At 42.2% G+C, this 15,478-nt stretch carries 12 protein-coding genes; 8 read left to right on the top strand and 4 right to left on the bottom strand.

The annotated features are described in order from the left end of the window. Window positions 1-134: 134 nt before the first annotated feature. Together QE404_RS07485 and QE404_RS07480 are read right to left on the bottom strand one after the other, a co-directional pair. Entirely contained in the window at window positions 135-1,613 is a 1,479-nt protein-coding gene (locus tag QE404_RS07485) for a leucyl aminopeptidase family protein (RefSeq protein ID WP_307453802.1), read from the bottom strand. After that, window positions 1,534-2,679 (bottom strand): alpha/beta hydrolase, encoded by a 1,146-nt coding sequence (locus QE404_RS07480; protein WP_307448703.1) that lies wholly within the window; start codon window positions 2,677-2,679, stop codon window positions 1,534-1,536. Before QE404_RS07480 ends, QE404_RS07485 begins: the two co-directional genes overlap by 80 nt. Before the next feature lie 206 nt (window positions 2,680-2,885). Here QE404_RS07480 and glgB point away from each other — a divergent pair, with 206 nt between their 5' ends. From glgB to apaG, 8 genes are all read left to right on the top strand, one after another. After that, the gene (gene glgB / locus QE404_RS07475) at window positions 2,886-4,835 is read left to right on the top strand and encodes a 1,4-alpha-glucan branching protein GlgB (RefSeq protein WP_307448700.1); all 1,950 of its coding nucleotides are present in this window, start codon (window positions 2,886-2,888) and stop codon (window positions 4,833-4,835) included. A gap of 6 nt (window positions 4,836-4,841) precedes the next feature. Beyond that, complete coding sequence (locus QE404_RS07470) at window positions 4,842-6,248, top strand: glycogen synthase (protein ID WP_307448695.1); 1,407 nt, start codon at window positions 4,842-4,844, stop codon at window positions 6,246-6,248. Window positions 6,249-6,313: 65 nt separating this feature from the next. Then, the gene (locus QE404_RS07465; protein ID WP_307448693.1) at window positions 6,314-6,784 is read left to right on the top strand and encodes a hypothetical protein; all 471 of its coding nucleotides are present in this window, start codon (window positions 6,314-6,316) and stop codon (window positions 6,782-6,784) included. A gap of 13 nt (window positions 6,785-6,797) precedes the next feature. Beyond that, window positions 6,798-8,066, top strand: a complete 1,269-nt coding sequence (locus QE404_RS07460) for a glucose-1-phosphate adenylyltransferase (protein ID WP_307448690.1) — start codon at window positions 6,798-6,800, stop codon at window positions 8,064-8,066. Window positions 8,067-8,138: 72 nt separating this feature from the next. Continuing rightward, window positions 8,139-9,179 (top strand): SRPBCC domain-containing protein, encoded by a 1,041-nt coding sequence (locus tag QE404_RS07455; RefSeq protein WP_307448687.1) that lies wholly within the window; start codon window positions 8,139-8,141, stop codon window positions 9,177-9,179. 113 nt (window positions 9,180-9,292) lie between these two features. Further along, entirely contained in the window at window positions 9,293-12,112 is a 2,820-nt protein-coding gene (locus QE404_RS07450) for a 2-oxoglutarate dehydrogenase E1 component (RefSeq protein ID WP_307448684.1), read from the top strand. A 37-nt stretch (window positions 12,113-12,149) separates the two neighbouring features. Continuing rightward, window positions 12,150-13,418, top strand: coding sequence for a 2-oxoglutarate dehydrogenase complex dihydrolipoyllysine-residue succinyltransferase (gene odhB / locus QE404_RS07445; RefSeq protein ID WP_307448680.1), 1,269 nt, complete (start codon window positions 12,150-12,152; stop codon window positions 13,416-13,418). A gap of 81 nt (window positions 13,419-13,499) precedes the next feature. Continuing rightward, the gene (apaG, locus tag QE404_RS07440) at window positions 13,500-13,886 is read left to right on the top strand and encodes a Co2+/Mg2+ efflux protein ApaG (protein WP_307448677.1); all 387 of its coding nucleotides are present in this window, start codon (window positions 13,500-13,502) and stop codon (window positions 13,884-13,886) included. Window positions 13,887-13,904: 18 nt separating this feature from the next. On the opposite strand, the gene QE404_RS07435 is transcribed toward apaG, so the two are convergent. Both QE404_RS07435 and QE404_RS07430 read right to left on the bottom strand, forming a co-directional pair. Next, window positions 13,905-14,459, bottom strand: coding sequence for a 3'-5' exonuclease (locus tag QE404_RS07435; protein WP_307448675.1), 555 nt, complete (start codon window positions 14,457-14,459; stop codon window positions 13,905-13,907). A gap of 16 nt (window positions 14,460-14,475) precedes the next feature. Next, complete coding sequence (locus QE404_RS07430) at window positions 14,476-15,477, bottom strand: glycosyltransferase family 2 protein (RefSeq protein ID WP_307448672.1); 1,002 nt, start codon at window positions 15,475-15,477, stop codon at window positions 14,476-14,478. Window position 15,478: the final 1 nt, after the last annotated feature.

Raw genomic sequence — 15,478 nt, 5'->3', positions numbered from 1 at the left:
GTTTTTTAATATTTGGTGAATTTTCAGAAATGAAAAGCTGTTAGGAGTGGTAATTCAATAACAAAACTTCCGGGAAGTTAATGATCTGAAAATTCATATCAATGATACAGAGAATTTTTGTAATACCCTAATTTTTAATGATAATTTTCAATTAAATCAATCAGCAGCTGGACTCCGAATCCGGTCGCTGCTTTTTCTTTGGCATAACCAACATTTCCGAACGCCACGCCGGCAATATCAAGATGAGCCCATTTTGGATGGCCTTCAATGAAGTGCTGCAGGAATTTAGCTGCTATAATGCAGTCGCCAATAGGTTTCATAGAGATATTTTTGATATCTGCTACGTCCGACCGTATATCTTCGTTCCAGATGTCCCACAAAGGAAGATTCCATAAGCGCTGATGTGTTGCTTCACCGCTTTTCAGCAACAGGTTTTGAAGCGACTCATCATTAGAGAACAAGGCTCCACAGGTATCTCCGAACATCCTAACAGCACTTCCGGTTAAGGTAGCCAGATCAATGAGGAGGTCAGTGGTGTAGTTTTTAGCAAGATAGGCAAGGCTGTCAGCCAGGATCATCCTTCCTTCAGCATCCGTATTGAGCACTTCGATGGTTTTACCGTTGTAAGCCGTTACTACATCACTGGGAAGGAAAGCCTTTTCAGATATGGCATTGTCTGTTACAGGCAGTATAGCAATGATATTTACCGGAAGCTGCATCTCGGCAGCATAGATCAGTGTTCCTAAAACAGCTGTAGCTCCTCCCATGTCAGATTTCATGTAATGCATATTATCGGGATTTTTCAGGGAGATCCCGCCGGTATCAAAAAGCACACATTTTCCGACGAGGCCGAATGTTTTTGCGTTTTTAACATTGCTCTTGTATTCCAGGATGGTAAAGGCGGCATCATAGGCGCTGCCCTGATTAACAGAAAGATAAGCCCCCAGTCCCAGTTCTTCACATTTTTTCCGGTTGAATGCCGTGTATTTAAAATCGTATTTCTTCGCCGTATTTTTAAGATAAGTGCTGAATATATCTGGTTTTTTAAGGTTAGCAGGTTTGTTCAGCCATTCCTGGCAGGCGGTTTGTCCATTGCATAACGCATAGGCGCGCTGTGCAATGATATCCAGTTTTTTCTGGCTGATATTCTGGGAATGTATTTCAAATGCAGGATCCCAAACTGCATGTTTTTTCTCGAAAGGATATTCGTATGTCCCGATAAGAAGGCCTTTGACCCACTCTTCAAACTGTCTTTCACTCAGGAAATCAGCTAAAATCAATGTCGGTACGGCTTTCAGGGTTGCTTTTTGAGTCTGGGAGAATTTTACCGCAGCCTGCTGGACCTCAAAATTCCGGATATCCGCTTTTCCTAGACCGATAAAATAGACGATGCCCTCTTCATGCACATGGATAAAGACCTCATGTTTTTTTCCGTTAAAGAATGCAGAGATGCCAGGATTGAAATTTTTGTGCACTTTGGCCCACTCTTCTTCGCTGAAGAGATGAAATACCTGGGCGTATTTCCTGTTTTTTTTATTGATCAGTTTCATAGGATTGTTTTTTAGCGCTTTGCTGTTGTGGCGGAACTTCCGCGGGATTTTCGCTGTTATCATAGAACAGCCATTCTATGGCTCTGGGGAATTCCCGGGACCAGTAGAACTCGCTGTGGGTTCCTTCAGGGTTGATGCTGGTACGAAACTCGAAGTCAAACAGCTTATGGTCTTCCCATTTCTTTAGGGATTCTTCAAACATCTGTATTCTTCGGACCATCTTAGATCCTTCCTGGCCGCCACCATACAGGTAAATTTTAGTTTTGAACGGTACCCTGAAATTCATCATCGGAAAATTATTGTTCGGTTCCACCCATAAGGAAGGTGAGAAAATCAGCAATTTTGAATAGACTTCAGGATAGAGGAAACCGCTGTAAATGCTGATGAGTGCTCCCAGTGAGCTGCCTCCGATTCCGGTATTATCCCTATCCTTCAGTGTTCTGTACTTCTGGTCGATATGAGGTTTCAGGGTATCCGTGATAAAACGGATGTATTTTTTGCCTTCCGAACCGTTGGAAATATGGTCATTATCAAAAATATATTCTTTAATTCGGTCTTTGCTTCCGTGGTCTACAGCAATAACTATGAGGTCTCCGCGGCCATATTCTGCCAATACAGATAGTTTTTTATCAATTTCCCAGTTTCCGTATTCGCTTCCTTCATTAAAAAGGTTTTGGGCATCCTGAAGGTACAGTACAGGATATTTTTTTTCAGAATTGTAATAATCATGGGGGATAAGTGCCCAGATCTTACGGTAGCGGTCAAGCTGTGGGATATAAAATTGCTCCGAAACCACTTCCACTATAGGAAAGTATTCTTTTTTAAAAGGACCCCAGTTGAGTCTCCAGTTTTCTACGGTATCGGTAGTTTTACCGGCCGACTTCAGGACTCTTCGGTTAGGGGTGATATTGCCGCTGTTATCCAGTTCAACATTTTCCCATCCTCCCCGGGTAAATTTGTATTCTATATGGTCCGGTAAAGTTGCAGCATCTTTTTCAATATAATAAATGCCTGAATCCAGAAGTGTCATTCGGTAACGCTCGTCCAGGGGGTTCCAGCTATTGAAATTTCCGGTGATGTAGACCGGCCTTTCATCCTTTTCACCGGTATGCAATTCAAACCTCATCATAAGCGTTTCATAAAAGTTAACCGTTAAATTTATGAAAAACTTTATAAAGAAGGGCATCCGAATCCACAAATCCCTCAAAGTAAAAATGATATATTTGAGAAGCCTTTGATGCATGCAAGCAGTACGGTAAATATTCATTAAAGATTAACAATTGGTGATGATATTTTTCGTATTTTCAAGGAAAATATAATACAAGATCACAACTGATGGATTCGGTTACAATACACAGTCTTTTTACGGAACAAGATATTTATCTTTTTAAAGAAGGCAAACATTATAAGCTGTACGATAAATTCGGGGCACATTCCATAGAAAACGACGGAATACAGGGTGTTTATTTCTCTGTCTGGGCGCCCAATGCCGCAAAGGTTTCTGTTATTGGGAATTTCAATAGCTGGAATCACCGTGAGCACGTCCTGTATCCCCGATGGGATGGTTCAGGAATCTGGGAAGGGTTCATTGCCGGGCTTACCTGGGGAACTTTGTACAAGTATGCCATAGAGACTGCGCATGGTGAAATCCTGGAAAAAAGCGATCCGTACGCGCTGAGCTGGGAACAAAACCTGCAGGCCGCTTCGCTGATTTCAACAACCTGGTATGAATGGGGAGATGAGGAGTGGATGTCCAAACGTTGGGAAAAGAACAGTATCACGGCACCCATTTCAGTCTATGAGATGCATCTGGCTTCCTGGATGAAAAATGAGTACGATCCTGAAAAGGTTCTTAACTACAGGGATATTGCTGATAAGCTGGTTCCCTATATCCTGGAAATGGGCTTTACCCACGTGGAATTCATGCCTCTGATGGAATATCCGTATGATCCGAGCTGGGGATACCAGATTACCGGTTTCTTTGCTGCCACATCGCGTTTCGGTTCTCCTCAGGACCTGATGTACCTTATCGATACGCTGCACAAAAACAATATCGGTGTGATCCTGGATTGGGTGCCGTCCCATTTTCCCGGTGATGCCAATGGCCTGCACCGTTTCGACGGTTCTTACCTTTACGAACATGAAGATCCGAGAAAGGGGTTTCATCCCGACTGGAAATCCTATATTTTCAACTATGGAAGAAATGAAGTTAAATCTTTTCTGATTTCAAATGCCATGTTCTGGCTGGACCGCTATCATGCTGACGGATTGCGGGTAGATGCCGTAACTTCCATGCTTCACCTTGATTATTCCAGGAATGAAGGGGAGTGGGAACCCAACATCTATGGTGAAAATGTGAATCTGGAAGCCAAAACTTTCCTTCAGGAATTCAATACAGCCGTTTACGGAGTGTTCGGCAACAGCATCATGACGATTGCCGAGGAAAGCTCAGATTTTCCCATGCTTACCAAGCCGGTCTATGCCGGAGGGGTAGGCTTCGGAATGAAATGGATGATGGGATGGATGCATGATACCTTAGATTATTTTAAGGAATCCCCTTCGGACAGAAAATTTTATCATCATAAGCTTACTTTTGCTTCCATGTATGTATTTAATGAAAACTACATGATGCCTCTATCCCATGACGAAGTGGTACATGGGAAATCCAGCCTGATTTACAAGATGGCAGGAGATGAATGGCAGAAGTTCGCCAATCTGCGCGCACTGTACGTTTATATGTTTACCCACCCCGGCGCAAAGCTTTTATTCATGGGAAATGAATTCGGGCAGACCCGGGAATGGAATTTCCGGCAGAGTTTGGACTGGCATTTGTTGCAATACAGCGTGCACAAAGGATTGCAGGCATTGGTAAGAGATCTGAACCATCTGTACAGAACTGAGAAAGCAATGTATGAGAGCCAGTTCAGCAGTGATGGCTTTGAATGGGTACAGGCCGATGATCAGGACAACTCCGTGTATATCTATCTTAGAAAAGGAAAAAATAAAGATGAAGTATGCATGGTCATACTTAATCTCACGCCCAAAGTTATGGATTATAAGATCGGGGTTGATGCGGGAACGCACTGGAAAGTAATTTTCAATTCCGATGATGAACAGTATGCAGGGAGTGGCGTGCATCCCGACATTTTCCGGGAGGATCAAGAAGACTGGATGAATCACCCGAAATCCATCAGCATCAGAATATCCCCTCTTGCCGGAATCGTGCTGAAAAAGAAAAAGGAAAAAACATACCCGCAAAAAAGAATTAAATTACACAAAAGATAAAGTATAATGGTTATTTATCATCTCAGTACGGAGTGTTATCCGGTGGCAAAAGTCGGTGGACTGGCGGATGTCGTAGGAGCACTTCCCAAATATCAGAATACAATTGAGAATATTTATGCAAAGGTTGTAATGCCCTGGTATAACAAACCTTTTGTTCATGAACATGAATTTGATGTTGTTTTCGATGGCTTTATCCATCAGGGGTCAAATATGCTCCGGGCACTGGTCATGAAAGAAAAGACCAATGCATTGGGATTCGAATTATATATGGTGAAAGTTCCCGGTCTTCTGGACAGGGACAATCCTTATGGCTACCAGGATGAAAACTTCCAGTTTATCGCGTTTCAGCATGCCGTATTGCATTGGCTTAGCGCAATGCAGATCCGCCCGGACGTATTGCACTGCCATGATTATCATACCGGCCTGGTGCCTTTCATGATTGAGCATTGTCCGGAATTTTCCTTTTTAAAGGGAGTAAAAACCATCGGAACCATCCACAACGGTGAATACCAGGGGATGATGAGCTGGGAAATGGCGAAATACATGCCGGGGTTCGATTCCTATCAGTGGGGCCTGCTGGACTGGAACGGGCTGATTAACCCTCTGGCTTGCATGATCAAATGCTCGCATGCCTTCACTACGGTTTCACAGGGATATCTTGAAGAATTGTATGTAAGTTTCCATGGCCTGGAACATCTGATCCGTAATGAATATGGAAAGGCTTACGGTATCATCAATGGCATTGATACAGAAGTGTGGAACCCCGAAACGGACCCGATGCTTGACTATAATTTCAACATCCGCAATGCCGTAGAAAAGAAGAAAAAGAACAAGGAAAAACTCTGCAAAGAATATGGTTTACGGCCGGAGCTTCCTCTTTTTGCCTTTATCGGAAGGTTTGCCACCGAAAAGGGAGCTGATCTGCTGCCGGATATGGTCTGGAGGAGCATTACACAAACAAGCGGAGCATTAAATGTTATGATCCTGGGATCCGGTAATATGGCTATTGAGAATAAACTGAAGGAATTCGATTATGTCTATTCCAATTTTGCAGTAGATCTGGGATATAAGGAATATCTTTCCCATAAAATCTATGCTTCTGCCGATTTTCTGCTGATGCCATCAAGGGTGGAGCCTTGCGGCCTGAACCAGATGTATTCTATGAGATACGGAACGGTTCCGGTGGTACGGTATACCGGAGGGCTGAAAGATACGGTACAGGATGTTTCCACAGGCGGAGCTGGCCTTAATTTTACTTATCCTGGCGTAGACGATATTGTTAACGCTATAGAAAGGGCTTTGAGCATTTACAGCCGTAAGGATATGATGAACAGCCTGATTCATACCAATATGAGTTTTGATTTTGCCTGGGAGAAATCGGCAGAAAAATATATTGCTTTGTACAGAAAGTAATCATGTATAGAGGAACCGCTTGTTTATTGCTATGTATATTCTTATGTTCCTGCAGGAAGGAAGTAATGAAAGACAGTGCTGGATATTACAGGATTTTAAGTTATGGGTATCCCAATTTAGCTGTGATAGAAGCCATGGACGGAATTTCTTATAAATGGAAGATAAAACATGATATAATGGCTGAATGCTCGGTTAATCAGAAGTTAATTGACAGTATCAATACCGTTAACAAGGCTACCTATGCTGCAATCGAACAGGAATACGGAAAAGACTGGAGGATAAGATATGATCAAGATATCAGAGATTTTCCGCTGACGAGTGCAATGGTTATGGATATCCTCATCACAAACAGCATGTTCAGGAAAGAATTGGAAAAATATTGCATTAAAATTGATAATGTAGACAAAATGGTAAGAATGTTGAAGGGTAATAGGTATGAGGTCATCATCTACAAAGAAGAACTTAAAGCTAATAACAAAAGATGCTTTACGGTGCATGTAGATACCGGAAGCAGAACAGTAAACTTAATAAAATAAACGCAAGATATTTATGAAACGCAATGTAATTTCCATTGTTTTAGGCGGAGGCAGGGGAACCAGATTATTCCCACTTACATACACCAGATCAAAGCCGGCAGTACCTATCGCCGGAAAATACAGGCTCGTGGATATTCCCATTTCCAACTGCCTGAATTCCGGATTAAACAAAATCCTTGTTTTGACGCAGTTTAATTCAGCTTCTTTAAATTCGCATATCAAAAATTCGTACCATTTTGACATCTTCAGCAAAGGTTTCGTAGACATCCTCGCTGCAGAACAGAATGTAGAGAACGAAAATTGGTACCAGGGAACGGCAGATGCTGTGAGACAGTCGATGAAACATCTTGAAAAGTATGATTATGATTATATTTTGATTCTTTCCGGAGACCAGCTTTATCAGATGGATTTCAGGGAAATGCTGGATTTCCATATTGAAAAGGGAGGTGATGTAACCATTGCAACCATTCCCGTAAATGCCAAAGACGCTACAGGTTTCGGAATCTTAAAATCAGATGATGAGGGGAATATTACTTCTTTCTATGAAAAGCCATCATATGATGCATTGGCTGATCTCAAATCCGAAGTTTCCGATGAAAATAGATATCAGGGGAAAGAGTTTCTCGCTTCCATGGGAATTTATATTTTCACAAAGAATATCCTGAAAAAAATGTTTGAAGAAGGTGCAGGAGATGATTTCGGGAAAGATATTATACCAAGCTCTATCGGAAAATATACGACACTAAGCTATCAGTATGAAGGTTACTGGACAGATATCGGTACTATTGAATCGTTTTATGAGGCCAACCTGGATCTCTGTCAGGACTTTCCTAAATTCAACTTATTTTCCACTTCACCTATTTATACAAGGGCGAGAATGCTTCCGCCATCCAAAATCAATGGTTCTTATGTGAGCAAAGCGGTTTTCGGGGACGGATGCATCATCATGGCAGACAAAATAGAGAATTCTGTAATCGGTAACCGGATGAGAATTGACAAGGGAAGTACCATTGTTAACTCCTATGTAATGGGTGCGGATTTCTACCAGACAACAATGGATATTGTTTCCAATGACAAAAGCGGGTTCCCAAATATGGGAATCGGTAAGTACTGTTACATAGAAAAAGCCATTATCGATAAAAACTGCTATATCGGAGACAATGTCAGGATCATAGGCGGAAGGCATCTGGAAGATGGTGATTATGGGACTTATGCCGTTCAGGACGGTATTGTAGTTGTGAAGAAGGGTGCCGTTCTACCTCCCGGAACCCATATCGGATAAGAAATTAACATACAGCGATAACAAGAGTGATCAGATATTGGTCACTTTTTTTATTTGTCTTACTTTTGTGTGATGCGTGTTTTCAGAATCCTAAGTGTACTTGTCATTATCCTGGTGGGAGCTTATGCCCTTTCCATGTATTATTTCGTTGATGAAAGCAAGAGCTTTACCATCGAAAAAGAAATTGATTATCCGGTAGAGAAAGTTTTCTCCCAGTTCAATAACCTTCAGAATTTTACCCGCTGGAACAACTTTTTCAGCAGCTCTCCTTCCATTGATATTGATTATTATACGCCGTATGAAGGGCAGGGAAGCTCCATAAGTTACGTAGATCCGAAAAATGAAACGGATGGCGAAATGTTCATCCGGTATGAAAATCCCGGCAAAACCCTTCGTTACCAGCTTTTTGAAGACCGAAATGAGAACCCTACTTTGGTTGATGTAAAATTCAAATCCCTTTCGCCGCAGAAAACAAGCATTACCTGGCGGGTACATACCCCTAAACTTTCCCTGTTCAGGAGGGTAGAGAATTTCTGGACGGAAGACCGCTTTGCAGACAATATTGATAAAAGCATGGCTAAGCTCAAAAATGTGCTGGGGAATAAAGTTGAAAAAGACAATCAACTGGCTTCGATAAAGTATGACAGTATCATGGTGGAAAAGGACGAATCCCAACTGCTGTTGGGGGTCAACGTAAGTGCTTCAAATAAAAAAGATGCTTTATACAAAAACATTGTCATGAACTATAATAAAGTGTACAATTATGTGACGATGGACCTGGGTAAGAAAGATGATGAATTCGGGTATGCTGTCCTGATAACGGATGCCGACAATTATAAAGATAAAGAAGTATCTTATTTCATTGGGATTCCGCTTTCCAATAAAACCGGAGTTACGGATAACAATTTCAGTTTCAGGACTATTAACGCGACGGAGAATTATGTGATGTACTATAAAGGAACCTATGCAGGAAGGGTAAAAGCCATCCAGCAGCTGATCCAGCAGGCCAAGAAAGATGAAATGCGTTCCGGAGACATCCGCCAGATGTTCATAGAACGCCCTCTGGATGATCAGGAAGTCAATATGAAACTGTCGCTCTCTGTCTATAAATAGTTTCCGTATCCATAGTTTTTTTAAATGGTTTGAGCCTGTGCCACCTCGGTTTTTTTTATTACATTTGAAGATTAATTCTACAAACAAATTTTAATAACAGATAAACTGTAATAATGGACAGATTTTCATTCCTAAACGCAGCTCATTCTCAGTTAATTGAGGATTTATACCAACAGTATTTAAAATATCCGGACTCTCTCGAACCATCGTGGAAAGCCTTCTTTCAGGGCTTCGATTTTGCTTTGGAGAACTACGGTGATGAAGATAATATCCAGTACATCCAGGCACCTGCTGCCCAATCATCTCCTGCAGTAAATCAGATGGCTCAGGCTGTATCCAACGGAGAGGTTCCTGAACATATTAAAAAAGAGTTCAAGGTTGTTAACCTAATCGAAGCATACAGAACAAGAGGACACCTGTTTACCAAGACCAACCCGGTAAGGGAAAGAAGGCATTATACGCCGACTCTTGATATTGAGAATTTCGGTCTCAGCAAAGAAGACCTGAATACTAAGTTCAACTGCGCAACAGAAACCGGAATGAAAGGCCCTGCTACATTGCAGGAACTTATCCACCACCTGGAAAATATCTACTGTGATTCTATCGGGGTAGAATATATGCATATCAACAATGTTGAAGAAAAAGACTTCATCAAGCAGTGGCTGCAGGTTAACGAAAACCATCCGAACCTTTCCGCGAACGAAAAAACGGAGATCCTTCTGAAACTGAACCAGGCTGTTGCTTTTGAAAATTATCTTCATACCAAGTTTGTAGGCCAGAAAAGATTCTCGCTTGAAGGAGGGGAGACCCTGATTCCTGCACTGGACCAGCTGATTTCAAGATCATCCCAGCTGGGTGTGGATGAAGTGGTTCTGGGAATGGCTCACAGAGGTAGGCTGAATGTGCTTTCCAATATTTTCGGGAAATCTTATAAGCAGATCTTCTCAGAATTTGAAGGAAAAGAATTTGAAGAGGATGTATTTTCCGGTGACGTGAAATACCATTTAGGTTCTTCTAAAAAAATAAAGACTGCTTCCGGAGAGGAAGTATCCATTAACCTTACTCCGAACCCTTCTCACTTAGAGACGGTGGCCGCACTCGTAGAAGGCATCTGCCGAGCTAAAGTAGACGATAAATACAAAGGTGACTACTCCAAAATTTTACCAATCGTTATCCATGGTGACGGAGCTATTGCCGGACAGGGGATTGCTTATGAAGTTGCCCAGATGATGACACTGGAAGGCTACAGAACAGGAGGTACCGTTCATATCGTAGTGAACAACCAGGTATCTTTCACCACTAACTATGCCGATGCAAGGTCTTCAACTTACTGTACCGATATTGCCAAAGTAACAGAGTCTCCGGTAATGCACGTAAATGCAGACGACGCTGAAGCCGTAGTACATGCCATCCACTTTGCCGCAGATTACAGGGCTAAATTCGGGAAAGATGTTTACATCGATCTTTTAGGATACAGAAAATACGGGCACAATGAAGGTGATGAGCCAAGATTCACACAGCCTAATTTATATAAACTGATCTCCAAGCATCCTAACCCGAGAGAAATTTACAAAGACAAGCTGATCAATGACAGCGTTATTTCCGATGATGTGCTTAAAAACATGGAAGTAAACTTCAAGCAGCTTTTAGATAAAGATTTTGATGCCTCCAAGGAAATCGAAAAGAACGTTATGGATGTCTTTATGGCAGATGACTGGACGAATTATCCTATTGCCAAAAGAGGAGCTGTTCTGGAAAAGGTTGATACGCAGTATGATCTTGAAAAACTAAAGGAACTGGCCATTAAAATGTCCACACTTCCGGCAGACAAGAAATTCATCAATAAGATTACAAGACTTTTCGAAAACCGTATCAAAGCAATTGAAGGCAATTCCCTGGACTGGGCTCTAGGGGAATGGCTGGCCTATGCCACCCTGCTTACGGAAGGACACAATATAAGGATTTCCGGTGAGGATGTGGAAAGAGGAACCTTCTCCCACAGGCATGCAGTGGTAAAGACAGAGGATACGGAAGAAGAATACATCCCGTTAAGGCATGTTTCAGAAAACAGGTTTGATGTATATAATTCCCACCTTTCAGAATATGGTGTGCTTGGATTTGATTACGGATATGCGATGGCCTCACCGAATACTTTGACGATCTGGGAAGCACAGTTCGGGGATTTCGTCAATGGAGCGCAGATTATTGTTGACCAATACCTGGCTGCTGCAGAAGAAAAATGGAAAATCCAGGACGGACTGGTAATGCTGTTGCCACATGGTTCAGAAGGACAGGGTGCAGAGCATTCTTCAGCAAGACTGGAGAGATTCCTTACTCTCTGTGCCAATGAAAATATGGTGGTTGCCAACATTACATCTCCGGCCAACTACTTCCACCTGCTAAGAAGACAGCTGAAATGGGGCTTCAGAAAGCCGCTGATCGTTATGAGTCCGAAATCATTGCTAAGACATCCGAAAGTAATTTCTCCGCTTGAAGATTTTGCTACGGGTTCATTCCAGCCTATTCTGGATGATACGACAGCAAATCCTGATAAAGTTGAAAAACTGGTACTGTGCTCCGGTAAACTTTATTTCGAACTCCTTGCGAAGAAAGAAGAGCTGAATGCTGAAAATGTAGCATTGGTGAGATTTGAGCAGCTGTATCCTTTACAGACTGACGTGATTGAACAGATCTTCAGCAAGTACGGAAACAAAAAACAACTGATCTGGGCTCAGGAAGAGCCGGAAAACATGGGTGCATGGTCTTATATCCTGAGAAACTTCAGAGATACGGGAATCCAGGTGATTGCGCCTGTACCAAGTGGAGCACCGGCACCGGGAAGCCACAAAATGTTTGAGAAAAATCAGAACTTGGTTATCAACAGGGTTTTTGACAGAGAAGATATGCCTGCTAAAAGACCGGTAACCGCTTAATTAATAACAATCCATTAAAAAATAAAAAATACTCGATATGTCAGTTTTAGAAATGAAAGTTCCTTCACCGGGCGAATCAATTACAGAAGTTGAAATTGCAACCTGGCTTGTGAAAGATGGTGATTATGTAGAAAAAGATCAGCCAATCGCTGAGGTAGACTCAGACAAAGCCACCCTTGAATTGCCTGCTGAACAAAGTGGTGTAATTACTTTAAAGGCAGAAGAGGGAGACGTGGTACAAGTAGGCCAGGTCGTTTGTTTAATTGATATGGATGCTGCTAAACCTGAAGGAGGAAATACTGACGCTGCCCCGGCCGCTGAAGCTCCGAAAAAAGAAGAAGCTCCTAAGGCCGCTGAACCGGCTAAACAGGAAACACCTAAACCAGCCGCTCAGCCAGCAGCTGCAACACAAACCTATGCTACAGGTGCTCCTTCTCCTGCAGCAAAGAAAATTTTAGACGAGAAAGGTGTGGATGCAGCTCAGGTATCCGGAACCGGAAGAGATGGCAGAATTACTAAGACTGACGCAGAACTGGCTGCTGTTCCTGCTATGGGAGGAACTTCTCTTACTGCAACGGGTTCCAGATCCACTACTACCACAAAACTTTCTGTTTTAAGGAGAAAAGTAGCTTCAAGATTGGTTTCTGTTAAGAATGAGACTGCCATGCTGACTACTTTCAATGAAGTGGATATGTCTGAAATCTTCAGAATCAGAAAGCAATATAAAGATGAATTCGCTCAGAAACACGGAATAGGTCTTGGTTTCATGTCTTTCTTCACGAAAGCGGTAACCAGAGCCTTACAGCTGTATCCTGACGTGAATGCATCCATAGATGGTGATTTCAAAGTGAATTATGATTTCTGCGATATTTCCGTAGCCGTTTCAGGTCCTAAAGGATTAATGGTTCCGGTATTGAGAAATGCAGAGAATATGACTTTCAAAGGGGTAGAAGCCAACATCAAGAACCTTGCTGAAAAAGTAAGAGACGGAAAGATTACCGTAGATGAAATGACCGGAGGTACCTTTACGATTACCAATGGAGGCGTATTCGGTTCTATGCTTTCTACACCAATCATTAACCCGCCACAATCTGCTATTTTAGGAATGCACAATATCATCCAGAGACCGGTAGCGGTAGACGGACAGGTGGTGATCCGTCCAATGATGTATGTGGCGATGTCTTATGACCACAGGATCATTGACGGAAGAGAATCTGTAGGGTTCCTGGTGGCTGTAAAAGAAGCTATCGACAATCCTGTAGAAGTATTGATGGGAGGTGATGAAAGAAAAGCATTAGAACTTTAATTTTTCATCAATATCATATAAACTTATAATCTCGCCTTGCAAAAGGCGAGATTTTTGTATAGATTTGGTAAAATACCTGTTATGTTCTCAAAAACGACTTCAAACATTAAAGTTTCAGTGGTTCCTGAATACGACACTAAAAACAGTTATCCCTCGGAAAACCGCTATGTTTTTAAATACAACATCACCATAGAAAATTCAGGTAATTTTCCTGTTAAGGTTCTGAAAAGGAAATGGCTGGTTTTCGATGTAGGGTTCGGCTATACGGAAATTGTGGGTGATGGGGTGATTGGCCTTACGCCTGAGATTGCCGTGGGTGAAAAATTCGACTATTTTTCCAATGTCATGCTCCGTTCTGGAGTAGGCAACATGAGCGGAAAGTATCTTATCAGAAATATGGAAACGAATGAAAATTTTGAAGTGGATATCCCTAAATTCAATCTGCTTTCGGAAGTTTTAAGCAACTAAATAACCTAAATAGGAAGGTTAAAGTTTTTTAATCTTCATTTTCATCAGGTCATGAACTTCATCATTACTCGTAAGGAATAATTTTTCAAAGGCCAGTAAAGAGATTTTAGCACATACTTCAGCATCAGCACCGGCACGGTGGTGGTTAAATTGAATCTGATGGTATTCAGCCAGGTGTTTCAGGCCATATCTTGGCAGGTAATTCCACGACTGTTTTGCCAACTGGATACTGCACAGATAATTCAGCTTGGGAGAAAACATTCCGTAATGGCCCAGGCATCCTCTTAGCACTCCGGCATCAAAGCTTGCATTATGGGCAATCATGAGAGTTCCGTACATCATTTCTTCAGCTTCATACCAGATTTCATCAAAGGTAGGCGCATCCTGTACATCTTCTGGATTAATGCCGTGAACTGCAATATTCCTTGGATTAAAATAAGGAAAGCTTGGCGGTTTGATCAGCCAGGTCTTTGTCTCCACAATTTTAGAGTCCTGTACAATGCAGATGCCCATCTCACAGGCAGAGCTTCTCTCGTGAGTGGCTGTTTCAAAGTCTATAGCGCAGAAATCCATTGTGTAGGGTTATGAATTAGGGATTATGAGTTATTTTTCTACCTGAGAAATGTTTAAAGATCAGCCACCTGGACTGGTAGAATTTTTTTTCCTGATGGTTCTGTCTCCGTTTCCATGTTCCCGGGATCTGTCCGTAGAAGGCGAAGTGTGCCCTTACTACAGCCCAAAAGTGCGGGAAACCGTATTTAAAGCCGAAATAAAGCGCAGCAAAGGCATCGAGGCACATTCTTAAAAACAATGTCAGAATAAGCTTGGGAAAAGGCATGTTTTTAAGCAGCATGGAAAGATTGTTCCGGATGTTCAGATAGGTCTTTGCCGGGCTTTGTTTATTTAGCGTACCGCCACCTACATGGTAGACCCGGGACTTCCCAGTATAATAAATCTTTTTTCCTAAGTTGATAAGCCTCCAGCACAAGTCAATCTCCTCCTGATGTGCAAAAAATCGTTCGTCAAAGCCCTGTTGCTCCCGGAAATCTTTCACCCGGATGAAAAAACAGCAGCCTGATGCCCAGAAAATTTCGGTTTCGTCATTATATTGGCCATAGTCTTGTTCCAGGTCATCAAAAACCCTTCCCCGGCAGTAAGGATAGCCTAAATTATCTATAAGGCCTCCTGCGGCGCCGGCAAATTCAAAATATTCCGGACGTTCATATGACAGTATTTTTGGCTGTACAGCAGATACTTCCGGCATGGTATCCAGTAACCTGAGAATAGGTTCAGTCCAGTTTTCCGTGACCTCCACATCAGAATTCAGGAGACAGTAATACTCAGCCTCTATAGATTTCAGCCCCTCATTATATCCTCCCGCAAACCCATAGTTTTTAAGGTTGCGTATCACTTTTACCGAAGGAAAATTCGCCTCAAGGTAGGCTATGGAGTCGTCTGTGGAAAGATTATCTATCACATAAATATCTGCATCCTGAGTATAACGTACAACGCCAGGCAGGAATTTTTCCAACCAGTTCCTCCCGTTCCAGTTAAGGATGACAACAGCCAGTTTTTGCTGTATCTGAGCCATA

The organism is Chryseobacterium camelliae (assembly GCF_030818575.1).
GTDB classification, from domain to species: domain Bacteria; phylum Bacteroidota; class Bacteroidia; order Flavobacteriales; family Weeksellaceae; genus Chryseobacterium; species Chryseobacterium camelliae_A.
The sequence above is the reverse complement of the archived record's forward strand: the minus strand, read 5'-3'. Positions and strand labels throughout refer to the sequence as shown.